At 68.4% G+C, this 23177-nt stretch carries 22 protein-coding genes and 1 tRNA gene; 14 read left to right on the top strand and 9 right to left on the bottom strand.

The window, feature by feature from the left end:
- Window positions 1–68: 68 nt before the first annotated feature.
- Complete coding sequence (locus ABZV58_RS13225) at window positions 69–881, top strand: hypothetical protein (protein ID WP_355000350.1); 813 nt, start codon at window positions 69–71, stop codon at window positions 879–881.
- Window positions 878–1366 (top strand): h domain protein, encoded by a 489-nt coding sequence (locus ABZV58_RS13220; RefSeq protein WP_355000349.1) that lies wholly within the window; start codon window positions 878–880, stop codon window positions 1364–1366. The genes ABZV58_RS13225 and ABZV58_RS13220 overlap by 4 nt, the downstream gene beginning before the upstream one ends.
- Here ABZV58_RS13220 and ABZV58_RS13215 read toward each other — a convergent pair.
- From ABZV58_RS13215 to ABZV58_RS13200, 4 genes are all read right to left on the bottom strand, one after another.
- Window positions 1363–2799 carry a HAMP domain-containing sensor histidine kinase gene (locus tag ABZV58_RS13215; RefSeq protein WP_355000558.1) on the bottom strand — a complete coding sequence of 479 codons (1437 nt, stop codon included), beginning with the start codon at window positions 2797–2799 and terminating at the stop codon, window positions 1363–1365. The genes ABZV58_RS13220 and ABZV58_RS13215 overlap by 4 nt on opposite strands.
- A gap of 140 nt (window positions 2800–2939) precedes the next feature.
- Entirely contained in the window at window positions 2940–3674 is a 735-nt protein-coding gene (locus ABZV58_RS13210) for a response regulator transcription factor (protein ID WP_355000348.1), read from the bottom strand.
- 64 nt (window positions 3675–3738) lie between these two features.
- The gene (locus ABZV58_RS13205) at window positions 3739–5328 is read right to left on the bottom strand and encodes a trehalose-6-phosphate synthase (protein WP_355000347.1); all 1590 of its coding nucleotides are present in this window, start codon (window positions 5326–5328) and stop codon (window positions 3739–3741) included.
- 162 nt (window positions 5329–5490) lie between these two features.
- The gene (locus tag ABZV58_RS13200; protein WP_067791289.1) at window positions 5491–5682 is read right to left on the bottom strand and encodes a hypothetical protein; all 192 of its coding nucleotides are present in this window, start codon (window positions 5680–5682) and stop codon (window positions 5491–5493) included.
- A gap of 183 nt (window positions 5683–5865) precedes the next feature.
- Here ABZV58_RS13200 and ABZV58_RS13195 point away from each other — a divergent pair, with 183 nt between their 5' ends.
- The 3 genes from ABZV58_RS13195 (at window position 5866) to ABZV58_RS13185 (ending at window position 7277) form a co-directional block, all read left to right on the top strand.
- Window positions 5866–6699, top strand: coding sequence for an alpha/beta hydrolase (locus ABZV58_RS13195; protein ID WP_355000346.1), 834 nt, complete (start codon window positions 5866–5868; stop codon window positions 6697–6699).
- A 152-nt stretch (window positions 6700–6851) separates the two neighbouring features.
- Complete coding sequence (locus ABZV58_RS13190) at window positions 6852–7094, top strand: MbtH family protein (protein ID WP_011207082.1); 243 nt, start codon at window positions 6852–6854, stop codon at window positions 7092–7094.
- 111 nt (window positions 7095–7205) lie between these two features.
- Window positions 7206–7277, top strand: a tRNA-Thr gene (locus tag ABZV58_RS13185).
- A gap of 270 nt (window positions 7278–7547) precedes the next feature.
- On the opposite strand, the gene ABZV58_RS13180 is transcribed toward ABZV58_RS13185, so the two are convergent.
- From ABZV58_RS13180 to ABZV58_RS13170, 3 genes are all read right to left on the bottom strand, one after another.
- Window positions 7548–9299: a glycoside hydrolase domain-containing protein gene (locus tag ABZV58_RS13180; RefSeq protein WP_355000345.1), complete on the bottom strand. Its 1752-nt coding sequence runs from the start codon at window positions 9297–9299 to the stop codon at window positions 7548–7550.
- A gap of 686 nt (window positions 9300–9985) precedes the next feature.
- Window positions 9986–10411: an HIT family protein gene (locus ABZV58_RS13175; protein ID WP_097247837.1), complete on the bottom strand. Its 426-nt coding sequence runs from the start codon at window positions 10409–10411 to the stop codon at window positions 9986–9988.
- 31 nt (window positions 10412–10442) lie between these two features.
- Window positions 10443–10820, bottom strand: a complete 378-nt coding sequence (locus ABZV58_RS13170) for a PH domain-containing protein (RefSeq protein WP_355000557.1) — start codon at window positions 10818–10820, stop codon at window positions 10443–10445.
- A gap of 224 nt (window positions 10821–11044) precedes the next feature.
- On the opposite strand from ABZV58_RS13170, the gene purD reads away from it, so the two are divergent.
- The gene (gene purD / locus ABZV58_RS13165) at window positions 11045–12325 is read left to right on the top strand and encodes a phosphoribosylamine--glycine ligase (protein WP_355000344.1); all 1281 of its coding nucleotides are present in this window, start codon (window positions 11045–11047) and stop codon (window positions 12323–12325) included.
- Between the two features lie 34 nt (window positions 12326–12359).
- On the opposite strand, the gene ABZV58_RS13160 is transcribed toward purD, so the two are convergent.
- Entirely contained in the window at window positions 12360–13319 is a 960-nt protein-coding gene (locus ABZV58_RS13160) for a M23 family metallopeptidase (RefSeq protein WP_355000343.1), read from the bottom strand.
- Window positions 13320–13447: 128 nt separating this feature from the next.
- Here ABZV58_RS13160 and ABZV58_RS13155 point away from each other — a divergent pair, with 128 nt between their 5' ends.
- The 6 genes from ABZV58_RS13155 (at window position 13448) to ABZV58_RS13130 (ending at window position 19340) form a co-directional block, all read left to right on the top strand.
- Window positions 13448–14617 (top strand): pyridoxal phosphate-dependent aminotransferase, encoded by a 1170-nt coding sequence (locus ABZV58_RS13155; protein WP_355000342.1) that lies wholly within the window; start codon window positions 13448–13450, stop codon window positions 14615–14617.
- Between the two features lie 129 nt (window positions 14618–14746).
- Complete coding sequence (locus tag ABZV58_RS13150) at window positions 14747–15385, top strand: TetR family transcriptional regulator (RefSeq protein WP_355000341.1); 639 nt, start codon at window positions 14747–14749, stop codon at window positions 15383–15385.
- A gap of 6 nt (window positions 15386–15391) precedes the next feature.
- Entirely contained in the window at window positions 15392–16813 is a 1422-nt protein-coding gene (purB, locus tag ABZV58_RS13145) for an adenylosuccinate lyase (RefSeq protein ID WP_355000340.1), read from the top strand.
- 254 nt (window positions 16814–17067) lie between these two features.
- Entirely contained in the window at window positions 17068–17604 is a 537-nt protein-coding gene (locus ABZV58_RS13140) for a hypothetical protein (protein ID WP_355000339.1), read from the top strand.
- Window positions 17605–17813: 209 nt separating this feature from the next.
- The gene (locus ABZV58_RS13135; protein ID WP_355000338.1) at window positions 17814–18248 is read left to right on the top strand and encodes an HIT domain-containing protein; all 435 of its coding nucleotides are present in this window, start codon (window positions 17814–17816) and stop codon (window positions 18246–18248) included.
- A 135-nt stretch (window positions 18249–18383) separates the two neighbouring features.
- Window positions 18384–19340 carry an alpha/beta hydrolase family protein gene (locus ABZV58_RS13130; protein WP_355000337.1) on the top strand — a complete coding sequence of 319 codons (957 nt, stop codon included), beginning with the start codon at window positions 18384–18386 and terminating at the stop codon, window positions 19338–19340.
- 15 nt (window positions 19341–19355) lie between these two features.
- Here the strand turns inward: ABZV58_RS13130 and ABZV58_RS13125 are convergent, their stop codons facing one another.
- The gene (locus ABZV58_RS13125; RefSeq protein WP_355000336.1) at window positions 19356–20444 is read right to left on the bottom strand and encodes an alkene reductase; all 1089 of its coding nucleotides are present in this window, start codon (window positions 20442–20444) and stop codon (window positions 19356–19358) included.
- A gap of 54 nt (window positions 20445–20498) precedes the next feature.
- Between ABZV58_RS13125 and ABZV58_RS13120 the strand changes: the two genes are divergently transcribed.
- On the top strand, window positions 20499–20906 hold the full coding sequence (locus ABZV58_RS13120; protein WP_355000335.1) for a MerR family transcriptional regulator: 408 nt from the start codon (window positions 20499–20501) through the stop codon (window positions 20904–20906).
- Window positions 20907–20916: 10 nt separating this feature from the next.
- The gene (locus ABZV58_RS13115) at window positions 20917–23070 is read left to right on the top strand and encodes a S9 family peptidase (protein ID WP_355000334.1); all 2154 of its coding nucleotides are present in this window, start codon (window positions 20917–20919) and stop codon (window positions 23068–23070) included.
- Window positions 23071–23177: the final 107 nt, after the last annotated feature.

Here is a 23177-nt window from a genome sequence, read left to right as displayed (position 1 = left end):
GAGATGCACATCGCACGCGCAGGCGGGCCAGTCGGTCGGCGGGGCCGCCAGTGGAGGACGCGTCCGCGGTGACGGAGAAGGTCATCGCCGCGGCGGCGACGGGCGCGGGTGCGGGAAGTGCCGGGGCGGCGAAGAGCGTGAGCGCCAGTGCGGCGCCGCTGCACGGGGCCGATTCCGTCGGCCGGGACGTCAGTGCCAAGGGTGCCGATTCGGTCGAGTCGGCGACGAGCGTGAGCGCTGAGAGTGCCGATTCCGTCGAGCTGCCGAAGGGCGGCGATTCCGCCGGTTCGACCTCGATCGACCTCGACAAGCCGGAGTCCGCGAAATCGGCGACCGCCGAGGGGACCTCCGACGACTCCGGCGACACCGAGACCCCAGGCTCGCTCCGCGATCAGCTCGGCCTCGGCCGCATCCTGGCGATGGCCGCTTCGGCGGTCCTGGTCCTCGCCCTGGTGGCCGGTGCCGTCGTCTCGACGATCGTCACGCGGTCGGCCGATATGCGCGAGCAGCGCCGCACCGAATACGTGCAGACCGCGCGGCAGGCGATCCTGAACCTGACCACCATCCGGGCCGACTCCGCCAAGGAGGACATCGACCGGATTCTCTCGCTGGCCTCGGGCCAGTTCAAGACCGAATTCGACGGCCGGGTCGACCCGTTCCTGAGCATCGTGCAGCAGGCCAAGGTCGTGTCCAACGGCGAGATCGTCGAGGCGGCTTTGGAAAGCGACGCCGACGATTCGGCGAAGGTGCTCGTCGCCGCCAAGCAGACCCTGACCAACGCGGGCCAAGCCGAGCCGCAGACGCGGTTCTACCGCTTCCGGGTCACCGTGACCCGCGGTGATTCCGGCCTGTCCGCTTCGAATGTGGAGTTCGTGCCATGAGAGAAACACGGGGTTTGATCGTGGCGGGCGCCGCCGGTGCGGTGGCGCTGGCGGCGGTGATCGTGATGGCCATCAACGGGTTCGGGTACTGGTCGGACCGGCAGGACGAGCAGGCGCGGCAGGACGCGGTTACCGCGGCCGACCGAGCCGTCTCGGCGATGTTCAGCTACAACTTCACCAGCGTGGACACCGAGTTGCCGAAGGCCGCGGACAACCTGTCCGCCGACTTCCGCGAGGACTACCTGAAGCTGATCACCGAGGCCATCGCGCCGGGCGCCAAGGAGAAGCAGCTCACCGTGCAGGCCACCACGCAGGCGAGCGGTGTGGTCTCCGCCGACCGCGACCACGCGGTGGTGCTGCTGTACCTGAACCAGGTGACCACCAGCAAGGAATCGCCGCAAGGAACCACCACCGGTAGCCGCGTGCGAGTCACGCTGGACAAGACCGACGACCGCTGGCTCGTCGATGCGGTGACGCCGATCTAGAGCCTCGTGTGATGGCTGTCGCGGGTACCGTCCCCGCGCGGCAACCGCACGGTGAAGGTGGCGCCTTCGCCGGGAACACTCGTGACGCGGACCGTGCCGCCGTGCGCGACGACCAGCGCCTGCACGATGGACAGACCCAGACCGGTTCCGCCGCTGGCGCGGGCGCGTGAGGTGTCGGTGCGGTAGAAGCGTTCGAAGATCCGGTCGGCTTCCTCCTGCGGCAGGCCCGGACCGGTGTCGGACACCTCGAGCAGCACCTCGTCGTCGGCGGGGGTGAGGCGGACCGTCACCGAGGCGTCCGGCGGAGTGTGCGTGAGCGCGTTGTTCAGCAGGTTCGCCAGCACCTGGCGCAATCTGGTCTCGTCGCCCTGGATTTCCAAAGTGCCTGAACCGGAACTCACTTCGAGCGCGATCGGGCGGCGCGGACCATCCGGGTCGGCGGCCGCGGCGACGGCGCGCGCGTTGTGCACCGCGTCGCTGGCGACCGCGAGGAGATCCACCGTGCCGGTTTCCAGCGGGCGCTGCGCGTCCAGCCTGGCCAGCATCAGCAGGTCTTCCACGAGCAGACCCATCCGCTGCGCCTCGCGTTCGATCCGGTCCATGAACATCGCGGGATCGGTGTTCGCGCCCTGCCGGTAGAGCTCGGCGAAACCGCGAATGGTGGTGAGCGGGGTGCGCAGTTCGTGGCTCGCGTCGGCGACGAAGCGGCGCATCTTCGCCTCGGAACGCTTGGCCGCCGCCTCCGATGCCTCGGTCGCGGCGAACGCGGACTGGATCTGCGCCAGCATGCCGTTCAACGAGCGGGACAGCCGGTCCACCTCGGTATTGGTGCCGCGCACCGGAACTCGGCGGTGCAGGTCGCCCCTGGCGATGGCCGCCGCGATGTTCTCCACCCGGCGTAGCGGGCGCAGGCTGCGCCGGATCACGAAATAGGCGGCCAGCGCCAGGGCGGCGAGCACGGCGGCGCCGATCACCAGTTGCAGCATCACCAGTCGCCGCACGGTCTCCTGGTTCTGGGTGAGCGGCAGCGCGATGGTCGTGGTCGTTTCGTGGCTGTGCACGGTTATCACGCGCCACTGGACGTCGGCGTCGCCCGCCGAGCCCACCGTCACCGGACGCGGGGACGGCGGATCCGGCAGCGCGGGGGCCGCTTCGACGTCGAAGGGCTGCAACACGAAAGAGCCGGTGCCGTCGTGGTTCTCGGTGAAGATGTAGAACGAGCTCGGCGCGCTGCGCTGATCCGACGGCGGACTCGGCGGCGGCAGCGGCGGGCGGGTCATCCGGACACGAGTCATCGCGGCGTCGCGCAGCTGCTGATCGGTGCGGTTCAGCAGCGACATCTCCAGCGACGACGTGACCGCCATCCCGGAAGCCACCAGGCCGAGCCCAGCCAGCGCCACGAGTGCGAGTACCAGCGTGACCCGCAGCGGAATCGCGGCAAGCCGCTGCCCAAGAGCTTCCCGTGCCCGTTTCGCGCGGTCTGCCTCACGGGCGGCGCGGCGCTGCTCCGACGGCCGAGTTCGGCTGGCGGCTGGCGCTTTCCGATCGTCCTCGGTGTGCACCGAATCCGCGCTCACTGCCCCGGACGCCCGCGCTGCGGCGTCCGCATGACGTAGCCGACGCCGCGCAACGTGTGGATCAGGCGCTGCTCGCCGGTGTCCACCTTCTTGCGCAGATACGACACGTAGGTCTCCACCACGCCGACCTCACCGCCGAAGTCGTAGCGCCACACGTGATCCAGGATGCGCGGCTTGCTCAGCACGGTTCCGGCATTGACCATGAAGTACCGCAGCAAGGTGAACTCGGTGGGGGACAAGGCGACCGGCTCGCCCGCCTTCCACACCTCGTGGGTGTCGTCGTCGAGCTCGATGTCCTCGAAGCGCAGGCGCGAACTCTCCTTCGCAGGCGCGCTGTGCCCGGCGCGGCGCAACACCACCCGCAGCCGGGCCACCACCTCCTCCAAGCTGAACGGCTTGGTGATGTAGTCGTCGGCCCCGAGTGTCAGCCCCGCCACCTTGTCCTGCACGTCGTCGCGGGCGGTGAGGAACAGGACCGGCGCATCGATGCCGTCGGCGCGCAGCCGCGGCAGCAGACCGAAGCCGTCGATGCCCGGCATCATCACGTCGACGATCATCGCCTGCGGCCGGAAGCTCCGCGCCCGGTCCAGCGCCTGCGCGCCATCGATCGCCGTCTCCACCTCGAAGCCTTGGTAGCGCAGGCTCACCGACAGCAGCTCGAGGATCATCGGCTCGTCGTCCACCACCAGCACCCTGGCCTCGGGGGACCGCTCCGCGGGCGCACCAGTCATGGGTTCATGGTGCGCCACGTGTCTGCGAGGACGCTGGAGGATTCCTGGGAACTAGCTGTGGGCGTCAGCGCGTGGGGTTGTCCGACTCCGGGTAGACGTCCTCGTCGGTCAGCAGAGCGCTGCCCGCCACCTGGTCCTGGGCGAGGGCGTCCAGGAAGGCACGGGCCCAGCGGTCCACGTCGTGGGCCAGGACCTGGCGGCGCAGGGAGCGCATGCGGCGACGTTTGGTGTCGCGGTTGTCTTCCAGTGCGGAGACGATGGCGTCCTTCACGCTGTCCAGGTCGTGCGGGTTGCACAGGTAGGACTGCCGAAGTTCGGCGGCCGCGCCGGTGAACTCGCTGAGCACCAGGGCGCCGTTGAGTCCGCTGTGACAGGCCACGTACTCCTTCGCGACCAGGTTCATGCCGTCGCGCAGCGGCGTCACCAGCATGACGTCCGCGGCCACGAAGAAGGCGATCAGCTCGTCGCGCGGGATGGGACGGTGCAGGTAGTGCACCACCGGATAGCCGACCCTGGCGAACTCGCCGTTGATCCGGCCCACCTGGCGCTCGATGTCGCCGCGCATCTGGATGTAGCTCTCGACGCGCTCACGGCTCGGGGTCGCCAGCTGAACCATCACGGTCTCGGTGGGATCGACCCGGCCGTCGATCAGCAGCTCCTCCAGCGCGTTGAGCCGGATGTCGATGCCCTTGGTGTAGTCGAGGCGGTCGACGCCGAGCAGGATGTTCTTCGGATTGCCCAGCTCGGCGCGGATCTTGGCCGCCCGCTCCCGGATCGAGCGGCGACGCGAGTGCTCGTCCAGCTCGGCCGAGGCGATCGAGATCGGGAACGCGCCGACCCGCACGGTGCGGAAACCGACCTGCACCACGCCGAGCTTCGAGCGCACGCCGACGGTGCCGCGCGAGGTCGGCTGCCCGGCGAGCCGCCGCGCCAGATACAGGAAGTTCTGCGCACCGCCCGGCAGGTGGAATCCGATCAGATCGGCGCCGAGCAGACCCTCGATGATCTCGGTCCGCCACGGCATCTGCATGAACAGCTCGACCGGCGGGAACGGGATGTGCAGGAAGAAGCCGATGGTCAGGTCCGGCCGCAGCATGCGCAGCATCTTGGGCACCAGCTGGAGCTGGTAGTCCTGCACCCAGACGGTCGCGCCCTCGGCGGCGACCTTGGCGGTCTCCTCGGCGAACCGGCGGTTCACGTTGACGTAGGCGGCCCACCACCTGCGGTCGTAGGTGGGCCGGACGATCACGTCGTGGTACAGCGGCCACAGCGTGCCGTTGGAGAAGCCCTCGTAGTAGTCGGTCACCTCCTGCGCCGACAGCGGCACCGGATGCAGTTCCAGTCCGTCCTCGATGATCGGCTCGACCTCGACGTCGGGCACACCCGCCCAGCCGACCCACGCGCCCTTGTTGTTGCGCAACACCGGCTCCAGCGCGGTCACCAGGCCGCCGGGGCTGCGCTTCCAGCGGGTGCTGCCGTCGGGCAGTTTCTCCAGATCGACGGGCAGACGGTTGGCCACAACGACAAAACCCGAACCGGCGCCCTCCGGAGCGATCGATACGGCGCGCGGGGCGCCGGACTCCTGTGGTTCGGGTTCGGGTAGTTCGGGGGCGTGTTCGGAGTCGTCGGACAGCTGTTCGGTCATCTGGTCCACTCACGCATCCTTATTTGGTTGGCGGCGTTCGCGGTGTCTTCGCGGTCACGCGGTTCCCGGTCGGGGCCCGTCGCTCTCGCCGCGGTCACGCGTCGCTGATTCGGCGTTGGAGTTGATCTGTCGAGTCGACGGCGCCGTTGTCGTCGAGCGAGGGGTCGGGCGTTACTCGCCGCGGCCGCTGGGTCCGATGCCGAGCATCGACAGCAGCATCCGGCATTCGTCGGCGTCCTCTGCGTAGGCCGCGACGACCCGCTGCGCCTGACGTGCGGTCTCGTCGGCGAGTGGTTCCAGTTCGTCGTCCGCGATATCGTTCGCGCTGCCCTTCGCGGCCATCTTCTTGTCCTCCCGGCTCATTACGCTCGTGCGTACGAATAGTCAATGGTAAGCGACGCTGGACCCCCAAGGCCTCGGAGCCACTTCACGGTATGGAATCGGCGCCGCCGCACCAGTATGTCGCTTATCCCGAGTGCCTGGTGCACCCTCACCCCCATGCCTATACCGTGGGGCGCAGCATAAACCACACGAAAGGGTCCACAAATGCCGCTGGCGACGGTGAACGGAATCTCCCTCAATTACCAGGTCAAGGGCGACCGGGCGAAGGGCACCGACGTCAAGGGCGGCGGCCCGCTCGTCGTGATGATCATGGGCACCGGCAGCCCCGGCCGGGTCTGGGAACTGCACCAGGTGCCCGCGTTGGTCGCCGCCGGATACCGGGTCTGCACGTTCGACAACCGCGGCATCGCGCCGTCCTTCGAGGCGGCTTCGGGCATGACCATCGATGACTTGGTCGCCGACACCGCCGGTCTCATCGAACTGCTGGACGAGGGACCCGCGCTGGTCGTCGGCACCTCGATGGGCGCGCGCGTCGCCCAGGAGCTGGCCCTCGCCCGTCCCGACCTGGTGCGCAAGGCCGTCTTCATGGCCGGGCACGGGCGGCTCGACCAGTTCCAGAAGACGCTCTCGCTCGGCGAACACGATCTCGACGCCAGCGGCGTCAAACTGCCCGCGAAGTACGAGGCCGCGGTGACCGCCGTGATGAACCTTTCGCCCGCCACCATGGCCAACACCAACTCCGCGCGCGACTGGCTCGACCTGTTCGAATTCACCGGCGGACCGGTCACCCCTGGCATCCGCGCCCAGCGCAAGATGGACCACGATTTCGACCGGGTGCAGGCCTACCGCGCGATCTCGGTGCCGTGCCTCGGCGTCGGATTCGCCGACGACCGGATGATCCCCCCGTACCTCACGAGGGAGGTGGCCGACGCCATCCCCGGCGCCCGCTACCAGGAGATCCCCGACGCGGGGCATTTCGGCTACCTGGAGCGGCCGGAGGCGGTCAACAAGATCCTCCTGGATTTCTTCGCCGCCTGAGGTAACCACCTACACGTAACGTCTCCCTTGCTAGGGTCGACACAACGCTCGGGGAGTTCTTCCGGTGTACGACTCGTGATCAGCACGGTCGCCGCGCCGGACGGACCCTGGAGCAGATCCCGTACACAGCGCCAGTATCCAGTGAGGTGAAATTGAGCACCAACCCCTTCGATGACGAAGACGGCCGCTTCTTCGTCCTGGTCAACGACGAGGAACAGCATTCCCTGTGGCCCGCGTTCGCCGAGGTTCCGGCCGGATGGCGAGTCGTGTTCGGTGAGGACAGCCGCGCTGCCTGCGTCGAGTACGTAGAGAAGAACTGGACGGATATGCGTCCGAAGAGTCTGCGCGATGCGATGGCCGCCGATGACGCGGCCCGGCAGGGCGCCCAGTCCTGACCCGCGGTATCCGATACTGCGCCGGGACATCTCGTTGAGCCGCCACCGCGTGACACCGTAAAGCCGGTGTCACGCGGCGGGCGAGCCCGGCTATGATGGGCACCGCTTCTCGCCTCCTTAGCTCAGTGGTAGAGCACTCGCCTTGTAAGCGAAAGGTCGTCAGTTCAATCCTGACAGGGGGCTCGTCGAACAGAGGGCGCTCGGTTTCGGACCGGGCGCCCTTTTTGCAGCCGCTGCGCGGCTGAGCTCAGTGGTAGAGGCTCGGTCGTTGTTGTAAGCGAAAGGTCGTCAGTTCAATCCTGACCAGGGCTCGTTGAGCAGTGGGCGCTCGGTCTCCGGACCGGGCGCCCATTTGCAGCCGCTGCGCGGCTGGGCTCAGTGGTAGAGGCTCGGTCGTTGTTGTAAGCGAAAGGTCGTCAGTTCAATCCTGTGCGGCGCGTGCCCTGCGCTCTCTCAATCGCGGTCGGGGAGAGGGGTGTCCGGTCCGTCGTTGCCGAGCAGGGCGAGGGTGTCGCGGCGGCCGGGCCAGTAGATGGTTCCGTGCTCGAAGCGCTGGTAGGCGCCGCGGTCGAAGGACTGCTCGTCGGCGAGGGGCCAGCCGAGAGCGCCCTTTTCGAAACCGGAGCGATTCCAGCGGTCGCGGATCGCGCCGTGCACCCAGACCGGCGGGCGGTCGGCGCCGTAGCGCAGGTAGAGGGCGCCGCCCTGGAAGCCCTGGACTTCGCCGAGGCGCGCGCCCGCGGCGTCGGTCAGGATGGTCAGGTCGGTGATCGGCCAGCCGAGCGGGCCCGTCTCCCAGCCGAGTTCGGCGAACTTGTCGAACAACCGTGTGGGAATGGCGTGCGCGCCGGTGTTCGGGTGCCAATACACCTGGCCGTTCTCGAATTCGGCGCGGCGGCCGACGCCGTCCGGGGTCGGGATCTCGCCCGGGGTGAGCCGCCTGCCGAGCCACGGTGCGGCAGCGGCCGCGTCGTTGATGGCGTTGGCTTGGCCGGGCGGGGGTCCGCCGCCCGCGTACTCGTTGACGAAGGTTTCCAGCCGGTCCCAGATGAAGTTGTAGCCGACGTCGGTGTGCGTGCCGATCCCCAATTCCTCGGTGACGTACTTGTGGTCCGAGATGCCCTCGCCGCGCCAGTACGGCGGCGGGATGACGATCGGCTCGAAGTCGTACTTGCGTGCGTCCTGGACGGCGAGCCACGCCGCGATCCGGACATCGTCCTCGCGTTCCAGCCACTGCGCCCTGCTCCACCCGGCGCGGGATCCGGCGAAGCACAGGTTGATCGTGAACGGGTTGGCGTCGAGCACGCTCCAGCTGGCGTAGTCGGTGTCGACGACGTCGCACACGATGCCGTCGCGCACGGTGTAGTGGTAGGAGACGCCGTTCGCGGTGTTGTTCAGGTAGTTCGCCAGCGACTCCGCGGTGCCGTTGCCCTCCTGCGTGTGCAGCAGGAAGTTCGTGACGCGTGCGCCGTGGCGGCTGCTGCGCGAGTTGCCCATCCGATCGAGCTCGACGTACTCGGGTTTGGCCACCGGCCTCGGTGCACGGTCGATCGACCACTGCCCGTAGTCCGCGGCGTAGATGTCGTTCACGTCGACGGAGGTGCCGTCGATCTTGGGACCGGGTGTCGACGGGGTGTCGACGATGCGCTGATACAGCGAAATCCCCTCGGCGATATCGCCTTCCGACCACGCTTTGGTCTGCCAGGCCCAATACCGGCCCGGCGTGGCCGACCGCCCGACGACGCCGTCGCGAATCGCCCACAGGCACACCTCGTCGTGACCGTAGACTCCGGTCCACTCCTGGCCGATGGCGTTGTTCACGCCGCGAAAGAAGTGCACCGCCTTGGTGTTCCAGGTGTGCTCGTCGATGTCCTCGTCGACGGCGAAGTAGATCGGGCAGTAGCCGGGCCCGCCCGCGGCGAAGTGCCGTTCCCTCGCCTCGTGGCCCATCCGCGCGCCGCCCTCGAAGCCGAGGGTGTAGTCGGAAGGAGCCTCGGGATTGCCGGGTTTGCCGTACTGCCAGATCGAGACGATGTCGAGTCCCGCGGCGCGGATGCGGTCGGCGTACTCGCGGGTGAGCGGTTTGGCCCCGAAGTTCGAGCCGGGGCGCGAGGTGGAGACGTAGGAGAGCACCGCGACGTGTCCGGCGTCCCGGATGGCTCGCGGGTCGATCTGTCGTGCTGCGAAATCCACTGCTGTGACCATCGTTGCCCTCCACGGCGGTTGGGAAATCCGGAACTCGAGAAGTGCGCGGCGGACCCTGCGGTTCGGCAAGTCGACATACTGCGACGTGCGTCGATCGTCCGGGCGCGGACGGTGGATCGCCGTTTCGGTGCGGAGCCGAGCGTGCCTGTGTCACGGAGGGCTACCGCTGAGCGGCCGGGCGGCGTGCGGAGATTCGAAAGTGCGGGGAGTGGAGGCACCTTCGGCGCTGGATCAACAGCGCTCCGCGCGGTGCGTTTCGCCGACGGGCGATAGTCGGTCGGCGACGAGGGGTCTTCTGCGACCGGGAAGGATCCTATGGAGAAGACGCGAAGGTGTTGCCGGAGAGGGGAACTGCCCGTGGTTATCGGCCATGACACCACTCGTTTCGTGCGGACCTGCAAAGTCTGAACGCCGTCTGCGAGCAACGGAACGGTTACCCATAGAAGTGTAGAGCAGTGCGCCTGCGGGACAGAGCAGTTCGTTGAACAGTCATGAAAATGGAAAGGGCGCTCGGTTTCGAAAACCGAGCGCCCTGTGTCGGTGTGGGCGAGCCGCCCTGTGTCGTTGTGAACGAGCCGCCCTGTGTGGTTGTGGGCGAGCCGTCGCCCTGTGCCGTTGCGGCCCAGCCGTCCAGCTGCTCGTCGGCCGACTGCCCGCATCGCCGCGCGTGCCTCGCGCCGACCCGTTCAGTCCGGCACGTTGGCCCCGTGACCCAGATCCCGCAGCGCCTGCTTGATCTTGGCCTGCGCCTCGTCCAGCGACTCGGGCGACGGGTTGGGGTCCGCTCCGGAGATGTCGAAATCGCCGAGGCTGTAGGCCGGGAAGACGTGCACGTGCAGGTGCGGCACCTCGAGGCCCGCGATGAGCAGACCGGCGCGCGGCGCGTCGAACGCGGCGCGCACCGCCTTGCCGATCTGCTGCGCGACACCGTTGAGCCGCGCGAAGGTCTCGGCGTCGATGTCCTGCCAGTGGTCGATTTCCTTGCGCGGCACCACCAGCGTGTGGCCTTGGGTGACCGGCGCGATGGTCAGGAAGGCGACGAATTCGTCGTCCTGCCATACGAATCGACCAGGGATCTGACCTGCGATGATCGCACTGAAGACGGAAGCCATATCCGCAGCGTAGTCCGCGGACGGCCGCGCGCTACACAGCGACGAAGTGGGAAAGGATGCCCTGCACCTCGTAGATGTCGACCTGCCGGTTGAACCGCTTCTGCACCGGCTCGTGCGTGCCCGCGATCCAGATGACGAGCTCGGCGTCCAGATCGAAGGTGCCCGCCGTCTCCACCGCGAAGTGCGTGATCGAGCGGTAGGGGATGCTGTGGTAACTCACCTTCCTGCCGGACAGGCCCTGCTTGTCCACCAAGATCAGGCGGCGGTTGGTGAACAGGAGGGCATCGCGCACCAGCAGGTAGGCGGAGTAGATCTGCTCGCCGTTGCCGAGCAGCTTCCCGTACTCCTGCTGTGCCTGGCCGGGATCTATGCGCCCGGCGTTGCCCATCAGTCCGTCGATCAGACCCATGATCTGTACGTCCTTCGCGGTGGGGGAGACGGTTCGGCGGATGGTCCGAACCCTCCCCACCCATGATCCACGGGGCGAGGCCGCGAGGGGCGAAAGGCGACAATCGAATTCGTGCGGGGACGGCGAGCGGTCGCCGAACGCTGGGCGAACGGATGCCGAACGCGAGCCGACCAGAAGGCCGATGCCCGACGAGGCGGGTAGTCGCTTCACCTAAGCTGTTGGCCGTGCGCGTACTCGTCATCGGTTCCGGAGCCCGTGAACATGCCCTCGTCCTCAGCCTGCGCCGCGATCCCGCGGTGAGCGCGCTCTACGCCGCGCCGGGCAACGCGGGCATCGCGCAGCACGCGCAGGTGCGTCCGGTGGACCCGTCCTCGGCCGAGGCGGTCGTCGCGCTGGCCACCGAGCTGGCCGCCGACCTCGTGGTGATCGGCCCCGAGGTGCCGCTGGTGCTCGGTGTGGCCGACGCGGTGCGCGCCGCGGGCATCGCCTGCTTCGGCCCGTCGGCCGCCGCCGCCAGGATCGAGGGTTCGAAGGCCTTCGCCAAGGACGTGATGACGGCCGCCGGTGTGCGGACCGCGCACAGCGAGGTCGTCGACAACCCCGCCGAGCTGGACGCGGCGCTGGATCGTTTCGGCCCCACCTGGGTGGTCAAGGACGACGGTCTCGCCGCGGGCAAGGGCGTCGTGGTGACCGCCGACCGGCTCGCGGCCCGCGATCACGGCGCCGAACTGCTCGAACAGGGTCACCCGGTGCTGTTGGAGTCGTTCCTCGACGGGCCGGAGGTCTCGCTGTTCTGCCTGGTCGACGGTGAGACCGTGGTGCCGCTGCTGCCCGCGCAGGATCACAAGCGCGTCGGCGACGGCGACACCGGCCCGAACACCGGCGGCATGGGCGCGTACACGCCGCTGCCCTGGCTGCCCGAGGAGACCCGCACCGCCATCGTCGAGGACGTGGTGAAGCCGGTCGCCGCCGAGATGGTGCGCCGCGGCTGCCCGTTCTCCGGTCTGCTCTACGCCGGTCTCGCGATCGGCGCGGACGGACCCGCGGTGGTCGAATTCAATTGCCGCTTCGGCGATCCCGAGACGCAGGCGGTGCTCGCCCTGCTGGAGAGCCCGCTCGGCGAGCTGCTGAACGCCACCGCGACCGGCACCCTCGCCGAGGTCGCCGCGCCGCGCTGGCGGGACGGTTCGGCCATCACCGTGGTGGTCGCCGCCGAGAACTACCCTGGCCGTCCGCGCCTCGGCGACGTGATCACCGGTGCGGGCGAAGGCGCTCCGGACGACGCCGCCGCCGTGCTGCACGCCGGGACAGCGCAGCGTGAGGACGGTGCGCTGGTCTCCTCGGGTGGACGCGTGCTGAGTGTCGTCGGCGTCGGCGCCGATCTGGCCGAGGCCCGCGCCAAGGCCTACGACCGCATCGCCTCGATCAAGCTGCCCGGCAGCCACTACCGCACCGACATCGGCCTCGCCGCCGTCGAGGACCGGATCGCCGTCCCGACGAAGTGACCGCCCGCTTCGCGGGGTGATTCTGGACGCAGCACTAGAAGCTGAGGCCGTGCAGCGCCAGCCAGGCGCGCGGGTCGACGTGGCGACCGCCGACGATCACCTCGAAGTGCAGGTGCGGGCCGGTGGAATCGCCGCGGTTGCCCATGCGGGCGATCTGCATGCCCGCCGGGACGCGTTCGCCGACGGAGACGAAGAAGTCGTACATGTGCCCGTAGACGGTGATCGAGCCGTCGTCGTGGCGGATGCGCACCCACAGGCCGAAACCCTGGGCGGGGCCCGCGTCGATCACGGTGCCGTTGGCGACGGCGTAGATCGGGGTGCCGATGGGCGCGGCGATGTCGATGCCGTTGTGGAAAGTGCCCCAGCGCGAACCGAATCCGGAGGTGAAGGTGCCACGGGTCGGTAGGACGAATCCGCCGACGCCCGGCAGGATCGAGCCGGGCGGCAGCGGTGCGGTGCCGCCCATCCAGGGTTGCCATTCGCCCGCGGCGGCCGCGGCGGCTTCGGCCTTGGCCCGCTCCAGAGTCGCTCGTGCCGCGGCGGCGACCACGGCCTGTTCGCGGCGCCGTTCGCCGCTCGCGATGGCGTTGAGGTAGCGGCGCACCGAGGGCGGGGTCGATTGCATTTCCTGGGGATGGGCGAAGAACACCCGCATGGCCTCGTTCGGGCCGGGATCGCGGTGGCCGACGCCCCAGTCGAACGGTGAATCGGCCCCGGCCACCAGCAGTGTCACCGCCAGCCCCGCGATCAGCACCCGATGTTTGCGCAGCAGCGCTCGGTAGTCCTGCCGTTTCTGTTCGGTCCACAGGTCCCGCGGGTCGGGCAGGGGGCGGCGGCGCAGTTCGGCGAATTCGGCGCGGGCGCGGTGTAGCAGGCGGCGCGGGTCGCGATCGGACCGCTCCCGCACCTTGGCACGCCAATCCGGCGGAATGACGCCGATGCCTCCCACTCCGCGTACCCGCTCGAGCCCCGCGCGGCGAGCCTTTTCCAGCATTACGCCGACCTTAGCCGTGCGCGCGGGACGCAAGCACGGATGTGGGCAGGTGTCGGCCGAGAAAGCTCTTCGAGGAAAGCCGAGCGTTGGCGACCTGCCGCCGGGTCCGAGGGTCTACCGTCTGTCGGGTGTCAGGAGAATCTCGCCGGTCGACCATTCCACCTTTCTACGTGATGGATGTCTGGAAAGCCGCCGCGGAGCGCGCCCGAACCCACGGCGACGTGCTGGTGCTCGCGGCCGGTCAGCCCTCGACGCCCGCTCCCGCTCCGGTGCTGCGCGCCACGAAGACCGCGATCGACGCCGAATTGCTCGGTTACACAGAGACTTTCGGCATTCTGCAGCTGCGCGAGGCGATCGCCGAGCACCACAGGGACACCTACGGCTACCACGTGGCCCCCGACGAGGTGGTGGTGACGACCGGGTCGTCCGGCGCGTTCACCCTGATCTTCCTGGCCGCCTTCGACGCGGGCGACACCGTCGTGGTGGCTCGGCCCGGTTACCCGGCCTACCGCAACACCCTCACCGCGCTGGGTTGCCGAGTGGTCGAACTGGATTGCGGCCCCGAGACCCGCTTCCAGCCGACCGTGGCCATGCTCGAATCGCTGCCCGAGCCGCCCGCCGGTCTGGTGGTCGCCAGCCCGGCCAACCCCACCGGCACCATGATCACCCCGGCCGAGCTCGCCGCGCTCGCCCGCTGGTGCGACACGCACGGGACGTTGCTGATCTCCGATGAGATCTATCACGGCATCACCTACGAGACCCCGGGCTCGGCGGCGCAGACCTCTTCGGCGTGGGAGACCTCTCGCGAATCCGTGGTTATCGGCTCGGTGTCCAAGTACTTCTCCATGACCGGCTGGCGGCTCGGCTGGATGCTCGCGCCGAGCAGGCTGCGACCCGCGCTGCAGCGACTGGCCTCCAACATGACGGTGTGCCCGCCCGCCGTCTCCCAATACGCGGCGCTGCACGCCTTCGGCGCCGAGGCCAAGACCGAGCTGGACGGCCACGTCCAGCGTTACGCGGTGAACCGGCGGCTGCTGCTGGACGGCCTGCCGAAGCTGGGCATCACCGACCTGGCCCCCGCCGACGGCGCATTCTACGCCTACGCCGACATCGGCCACCTGACCGACGATTCGCGCAAGTGGTGCGCCGAGGTGCTCGAGCACACCGGGGTGGCCTTGGCGCCCGGCATCGACTTCGACACCGTGGCCGGGCACCGCACCGTTCGCTTCTCGTTTGCGGGCGCCACCGCGGATATCGAGGCGGCGTTGCTGCGGCTCGGCTACTATCTGGGCGCCTGAACCTCATGTCCGACAACAAGTTTCCACAGTTCGACACCGGGAACGCCCAGATGGGGTAAAACAACGATTGCTGGCTTTCGACTCTCGATTTCGCACGGATGAACTGATGACGACTGGCACGATGGCACGGTGATAACCGCGACGACCCCGAAAGGCGAACGGCGTCGCCAGGCTCTGGTAGCGGCCGCCGCCGAGTTGTTACTCGAAGGCGGATTCGATGCGGTGCGGCATCGCTCGGTTGCCACGCGCGCGGATCTACCGCTCGCCTCGACCACGTACTACTTCGAGTCCCTGGAAGACCTGATCGCCCGCGCGGTCGAGTTCAGTGGGAACGCGGAGCTGGACGCGATGCGCCGCAGGGTCGGCGAGGTGAGTCACCGCCGCCGCGGCGCCGAGGCGACCGTCGACCTGGTGCTGGACCTGTTGGTCGGCGCCGACGGGCCCGACGAAGGCGCGCGTGGTCAGCTGATCGCCCGATACGAGCGTTCGGTGGCCTCGGCGCGACATCCAGAGCTACGCGAGGTCCAGCTACGGCTGCGCGCCCAGCTCGACGAGCTGCTCGCCGACGTGCTGCGGCGTTCGGACCGGATGGTGCGGCCCGAACAGCTACGCAGGGTGGTCGCGGTGGTGGACGGCGCGGTGGTCGCGGCGCTGAGCGAAAGCAACCCGGAACCCCGTCGGATGGCGCGCGGCGCGCTGCTCGAGGTGATCGATATCGTCGCCCCGGCGACGCCGCAGCAAGCGGACAGGTTCCGAGCACTAGACTGACCAGACGTGAGTCTCGTCCCGAATGTCCTCGCCACCCGTTACGCCAGCCCCGAGCTGGTGCACCTGTGGTCGCCGGAGCACAAGATCGTGCTGGAACGGCGGCTGTGGCTGGAGGTGCTGCGGGCACAGTCGGAGCTCGGCATCGACATCCCGGCGGGAGTGATCGCCGACTACGAGCGGGTGATCGACCACGTCGATCTCGCCTCCATCGCCGAGCGCGAGCGGGTCACCCGCCACGACGTGAAGGCGCGCATCGAGGAATTCAACGCGCTGGCCGGGCACGAGCACGTGCACAAGGGCATGACCAGCCGCGACCTCACCGAGAACGTCGAGCAGCTGCAGATCCGGCTCTCGCTCGAGCACGTGCACGCGCACGGCGTCGCCATCGCGGCGCGGCTGGCCGAGCGGGCTGCCGAGTACCAGACGCTGGTGATGGCCGGCCGCTCGCACAACGTGGCGGCGCAGGCCACCACCCTCGGCAAGCGCTTCGCCTCGGCCGCCGACGAACTGCTGATCGCGCTGACCCGGCTGCGCGAGCTCATCGACCGCTACCCGCTGCGCGGCATCAAGGGTCCGATGGGCACCGCGCAGGACATGCTCGACCTGCTCGGCGGCGATTCGGCCAAGCTGGCCACGCTGGAACAGCAGGTCGCCCGGCATCTCGGCTTCGCGACGGTGTTCACCAGCGTCGGTCAGGTGTATCCGCGCTCGCTGGATCACGACGTGCTCTCCGCCCTGGTACAGGTGGGCGCGGGTCCGTCCTCGTTCGCGCACACCATTCGCCTGATGGCGGGGCACGAGCTGGTCACCGAGGGCTTCCAGCCCGGGCAGGTGGGCAGTTCGGCCATGCCGCACAAGATGAACACCCGTTCCTGCGAGCGCGTCAACGGTCTGCAGGTGGTGCTGCGCGGGTACGCCTCGATGGCCGCCGAGCTGTCGGGCGCGCAGTGGAACGAGGGCGATGTGTTCTGTTCGGTGGTGCGCCGGGTCGCGCTGCCGGACGCCTTCTTCGCCATCGACGGCATGATGGAAACCTTCCTCACCGTGCTCGCCGAGTTCGGCGCCTACCCGGCCGTCATCTCCCGCGAGCTCGACCGCTACCTGCCGTTCCTCGCCACCACCCGCATCCTGATGGCGGCGGTGCGCGCGGGCATCGGCCGGGAGACCGCGCACGAGGTCATCAAGGAGCACGCCGTCGCCGTCGCCCTCGCCATGCGCGAACAGGGCCGCGAGCCCGACCTGCTCGACCGCCTCGCCGCCGACCACCGCCTCCCCCTGGACCGCCCGGCCCTCGACACCGCCCTCGCCGACAAGTCCGCCTTCATCGGCGCCGCGGGCGCCCAGGCCGCCGACGTCATCGCCCAGGTCCAAAAACTCGTCGACACCTACCCCGAAGCCGCCCGCTACACCCCGTCGCCAATCCTCTGACGGCGCAAACGCGAAACCCGGTTGCCCACCCGTCCGGAGAGGAGCCGGGTTCACGCGGAACCCGGCTGCTGGTCGTCCGGCCAGGACCTGCGCCCACTTCCTCCGGCTAGTGCCAGAAGCTGAAGGAGTGTACGGACCGCTGGTAGTGGTCTGCGACCATCTTTTTCGCTGAAACTTCCTCTCACCGGGCAACTTCGGTGGAGCTCGGGGCTGATTCGACTACCTGTTCGATAGCGGAACGGTATCGTCCATCGGTGCCCATTCACGCCTTCGTCGACGAATCGGTCCGTCGAGATCGGTACCTGCTGTGCGCCGCGCTGATTCGCTGCGATCAACTGGCCGGAGCACGTGGTCTCGGCCGAGGATTCCTGCTGCCAGGGCAGCGGCGGTGGCACTTCAATCACGAGCCGGATCAGCGGCGACGCCAAATCTTGACGGCTATGGCGCGATTCCCGGGTGTCGAAGTATCGATCTACGAAGGCAGAGGCGCCGAGGTTCCTACCCGTCGTGAATGCCTGGCCGCCTTGGTGTCCGATCTCATCGTGGCCAATGCTGGCCGACTGGTCATCGAGTCGCGTGAGAGCCAAGATCACCGTGATCGGCACTGCATCGCGGAAGTCTTGCGCAAAGCGTCGGTTGAGATCCCGTATGTCCATGTAGCTCCGCACAGTGAGCCTGCACTGTGGTGGCCCGACGCGGTCGCCTGGGCGTTCGGAGCGGGAGGCCGGTGGAAGGAGATCGTGATGCCGCTCGTACGTGTCGTCATCGATGTCGACAAGCGGCCCCAATAGCGCGAAACCCGACTGCCCACCGTCCGGTGAAGAGTCGGGTCCACTTCCCCCAGCTAGTGCCAGGGGCTGAGAACAGCTTACTGCCTTACTGCACGCATGCAACGCAATTTCACCTATCGAATCTGCCTGTTCTCGAACCGACGCGGCGCGTCTCGAGCGCGCGAGCCTGCATCGGTTCGATCGTGGCCGCTGGCCGGTTAAGGTGCGGTGTGGATCCGTACTCGATTTTCGCCGACATCATTGCCGGGCGGGCGCCGGCTTCCAAGGTGTACGAGGACGACGACGTGGTCGCGTTCATGGACATTCGGCCGATGACGCCGGGGCATTTGCTGGTGGTGCCGCGGGTGGCGGCGCGGTGTTTGGCGGAGCTGGATCCGGTGATCGGGGGGAAGCTGTTTCAGGTGGGGCAGCGGCTGGCGGGGGCGTTGCGGGCGAGTGAGGTGGGGTGTGACGGGGTCAATTTCTTTCTCGCCGATGGCATGACGGCGGGGCAAGAGGTGTTTCACGTGCACCTGCACGTCATCCCGCGGACGCCGGGTGACGGGTTCGGGCTGCGTGGCCGTCCGACGACCCCGCCCCGTGCCGATCTGGACTATCTCGCCGGATCCATTCGTGGGGCGTTGGAGCGCGCCGAAGGTCGGTGACCGGTGGGGTCAGCGTGAAACCCATTACGTACTGGGCAGTTTGCTGTAGAAGAGCCGTGACCTCGGATCCCTTCCGCAACTCCATGGAGTGAGTTACGTTGGAGCCCACTCTCATGCGGTGATGGAGGGCGAGACGTGCGGCGTACCGGAGTTGCTGTGGCAGTGCTTGCGGTCGCGATCGCCATGCTCGGCCCGCTGATCGCACGAGCCCAGGCCTCCGCCGCGCAGATCGTGCGGATCGATCCGTTGAGCCCGACCCGATCCTCGGTCTTCATCGATTCCCCGGCGATGGGCCGAACGGTTCAGGTTGAAGTGCTGCACCCGACGGGCGGCGGCGCCCGGCCGTCCTATTACCTGCTGGACGGACTCGACCCCGGCGTAGGCCAGAGCACCTGGACCAACGCGACCGACGCCGAGGCGTTCTTCCGGAGCAAGAACGTCAATGTGGTGTTGCCCGTCGGCGGCCAGGCCAGCTACTACACGGACTGGCAGCAGGACGACCCGCGCTTCGGCCGCTACAAGTGGGAGACCTTCCTGACCAGGGAACTGCCGCTGCTGATCGACGCGAACTTCGACGGCAACGGCGTCAACGCGATCGGCGGACTCTCCATGGGCGGCACCGCCGCGTTCGTCCTGTCCGCGCGCAACCCGCAGCTGTACACGGCGATCGCGGGCTACAGCGCCTGCCCGGATACCGGCCTGGCCACGGGTGGCGTGATGTTCTCGATCGCCAACCGCGGCGGCAACCCGATCAATATGTGGGGCGCGCCGGGCACCCACGCCTGGGCCGAGCACGACCCCTCGTTGCTGGCGGAACGCCTGCGCGGCAAGACGATCTACCTGTCCACCGGCACCGGCGTCCCCGGCCCACACGAGACGGAGATCAAGCCGCAGCTCGCCGAGAACATCGTCCTCGGCGGCCCGGTCGAGGTGGGTATCAACACCTGCGTGATCGCCTTCGAGCGGCGCCTGCGCAGCCTGGCCATTCCGGCCCGCATCGACTACAGCCCGGTCGGCACCCACTCCTGGTCCTACTGGCAGGACACCCTGCACGCCTCGTGGCCGACCATCGGCTCGGCCATCGGCGCCTGACCCGGCGCAACACACCTACGATCGGGACAACGCGCTCTCCGACCAAGCCGGATAGTCGGTGTAGCCCTTCGCGTCTCGTCCGTACAGCCCGTCCTCGCGGATCGAGTTCAGCGGCAGATCGCGCGCGATCCGTTCCACCAGATCGGGATTGGCGATGAACGCACGCCCGAACGAGACGAGATCCGCTGTGCCCGCGCGCAATACCGCTTCCGCACCCGCGGCGGTGGTCGGTTCGCGGTTCTCGCCGATGTTGGCGATCAGAGTGCCGCGCCAGCGCGGACGCAGATCGGTCAACGCCGGATAGTCGTCGTTGTCGACGAGGTGCAGATAGGCCAGCTCGCGACGATCCAGCTCGGACACCAGCTTTCGGTACAGCGGCGCCGGATCGGCCTCGTACATGTTGAACTGCGGATTGCCCGGCGAGAGCCGGATGGCGGTGCGGCGCGATCCGATCGCCTCGGCCACGGCGTCCACGATGGCCAGCGGCGCCCGCATCCGGTTGTCGATCGAACCGCCGTATTCGTCCGTGCGCAGGTTGGTGTTGTCGGCGAGGAACTGGTGGGGCAAATAGCTGTTGGCGCCGTGGATTTCGACGCCGTCGAAGCCCGCGGCCATCGCATTGCGGGCGGAGGCGGCGTAGTGACCGATCACCGCCGCGATGTCGGCGCGGCTCAGCTCGCCCGGCGTGATCGGATCGGCCTTGCCGCCCTCGATCAGGTGCACGCGATCGGGATCGACCACCGCGGAAGGACCGGCGGGCCAGGTTCCGTCGATGCGGCCGAGCGGATGGTTCTTGCGGCCGCCGTGCATCAGCTGCGCGAAGATCCGCCCGCCCTTCGCGTGCACCGCTTCGGTGACCCGGCGCCAAGCGTCGACGTGGGCTTTGGTCTGCAGGCCGGGCACCCACGCCTCGCTCTGACCGGTCGAATGCGGCCAGATGCCCTCGGTGATGATCAATCCGGCGGTGGCGCGTTGCGCGTAATAGTCGACGACGTCGGGGGTCGGGGAGCCGTCCGGGAGCGAACGCAAGCGGGTCATGGGAGACATGACGATGCGGTTCGGCAGGGCGAGTTCGTGGTCGCGGTAGGGCGTCAGAAGTTCCATGAGGCGTACGCTAGAAGCTGACATCAATGTCAGGTCAAGGGCTCGAGGAGTGACGTGCGCATCGGTGAACTTGCCGAGCGAACCGGCGTGAGCGTCCGGTCGCTGCGGTACTACGAGGACAAGGGCATGCTCGCCGCCGCCCGCAGCTCCGGCGGGCAGCGTGAGTATCCGGAGGCGGCCGTCGAGCGGGTGCGCCGGATCCAGGAGATGTTCGCGGCCGGACTGACCAGCGACACCATCGCCGAACTGCTCCCGTGCGTCCACGACACCGACGGCTCACCCAGCGCCGAGGCCACCCCGTTCCTGGTGGAGAAACTGACCGAGGAGCGGGCCAGGATCGACCGCGCGCTGCGCGATCTGCACCGCACCTGCGAGGTGCTCGACGACGTCATCCGCGCGGCGGGCGGCGAGGCGCCGCCCGCGGAGTTCCAACGCGCGGGGGATTCGACGACCCGCAAGTAGGGTGGACCGCATGTCTGTCGAAAGTGCGGTGGCGGCCCCGATCGCCAAGACGGTGCCGACCGAGCGGGTGCATCACGGCGACGTCTTCGTCGACGAGTACGAGTGGCTGCGGGACAAGGAGGATCCCGAGGTCATCTCCCACCTCCAGGCGGAGAACGCCTACACCGAGGCGCAGACCGCGCACCTGCAGGGCCTGCGCGAAAAGATCTTCGAGGAGATCAAGTCGCGCACCCAGGAGACCGACCTCTCGGTGCCGACCCGGATGGGCGAGTTCTGGTACTACTCGCGCAGCTACGAGGGCAAGCAGTACGGCGTGCACTGCCGCTGCCCGATCGCCAGCGGCGCCGCCGAGGGCATCGACGCGTGGACTCCGCCGCGGCTCGAGGTCGACAGCGAGATCCCCGGTGAACAGGTGCTGCTCGACAGCAACGAGCTGGCCGCGGGCCACGCCTACTTCGCCCTCGGCGCGTTCTCGGTGAGCCATGACGGCAATCTGCTGGCCTACTCGGTCGACACCGTCGGCGATGAGCGCTACACCCTGCGCTTCAAGGACCTGCGCACCGGCGAACCGCTCGCCGACGAGATCGCGGGCACCGCACCGGGCGCGACCTGGTCGCTGGACGGCAGCCACGTCTTCTATCAGACGGTCGACGAGTCCTGGCGCCCCGACACCGTGTGGCGGCACCGGCTCGGCACCGCCACCGAAGCCGACGTGAAGGTCTTCCACGAGCCCGACGAGCGCTACTGGGTGAGCATCGGCTCCACCCGCTCGGAGAAGTACCTGATGATCTGGGTCGGCTCCAAGATCACCACCGAGGGCTGGGTGCTGGAATCCGACAACCCCGAGGGCGATTTCCGGATCATCATGCCGCGGCGCGAGGGCGTCGAATACTCGGCCGAGCACGCGGTGATCGGCGGCGAGGATCGCTTCCTCATCCTGCACAACGACGTCGTGGACGGGGTGAAGGCGGAGAACTTCGTGCTCGCCGAGGCGCCCGTCGCCGATCCGTCCAACCTGACGCTGCTGATCGGCCACCGCGACGACGTGCGGCTCGAGGACGTCGACGCGTTCGCCGATCACCTGGTGCTCAGCTACCGGCGCGAGGCGCTGACCAGGGTCGCGGTCTGGTCGCTGACCGACTCCGGCTACGGCGAGCGGCGCGAACTCGAGTTCGATCTGGAGCTCTTCGCGGTCGGCTCCGGCGCGAACCCGGAATGGACCCAGCCGACCCTGCGCATCGGCCTGACCTCGTTCATCACCCCGATGCAGGTCTTCGACTACGTTCCGGCCACCGGCGCGCTGCTGCTGCGCAAGGAGCAGCCGGTGCTCGGCGGCTACGATGCGAACGACTATGCGCAGCACCGGGATTGGGCGATCGCGGAGGACGGCACCCGGATCCCGATCTCGCTGGTGTGGAAGAAGGGCGCGGTGGCCGAGGGCCAGCCCAACCCGCTGCTGCTCTACGGGTACGGCTCGTACGAGGCGAGCATGGATCCGTCGTTCTCGGTCGCGCGGCTGTCGCTGCTCGATCGCGGCATGGTGTTCGCGGTCGCGCACGTGCGCGGCGGCGGCGAGATGGGCAGGCTCTGGTACGAGAACGGCAAGACGCTCACCAAGAAGAACACCTTCACCGACTTCGTCGCCTGCGCGCGGCACCTGATCGACACCGGAAGGACCGCGCCCGATCGGCTGGTCGCCGACGGCGGCAGCGCGGGCGGGCTGCTCATGGGCGCCGTGGCGAACCTGGCGCCGGAGCTGTTCCAGGGCATTCTCGCCAACGTGCCGTTCGTCGACCCGCTGACCTCGATCCTCGACCCGTCGCTGCCGCTCACCGTCATCGAGTGGGACGAGTGGGGTAATCCGTTGGCGGACAAGGACGTCTACCAGTACATGAAGTCCTATTCGCCGTACGAGAACGTCGAGGCCAAGGACTACCCGGCGATCCTCGCCGTCACCAGCTTGAACGACACCAGGGTGCTCTACGTCGAGCCCGCCAAGTGGGTCGCCAAGCTGCGCGCGACCAAGACCGGTGACGCGCCGCTGCTGCTCAAGACGGAGATGAGCGCGGGCCACGGCGGCGTCAGCGGGCGCTACGAGAAGTGGAAGGAAGTGGCGTTCGAACACGCCTGGGTGCTCGACACCGTCGGCCTGGCCGACGAATAAGGACCGACCGTCGGCGGCCCGGCCTGGTCGCCGACGGTGCTTCGGTTGTTCGTCCCCTGGTCATGCTCGCTGCACATGAATGACACCTGCGTCCGGCACCGTTGATT

It is taken from the genome of Nocardia sp. NPDC004654 (assembly GCF_040609595.1).
In the GTDB taxonomy this organism is placed as follows: domain Bacteria; phylum Actinomycetota; class Actinomycetes; order Mycobacteriales; family Mycobacteriaceae; genus Nocardia.
The sequence above is the reverse complement of the archived record's forward strand: the minus strand, read 5'-3'. Positions and strand labels throughout refer to the sequence as shown.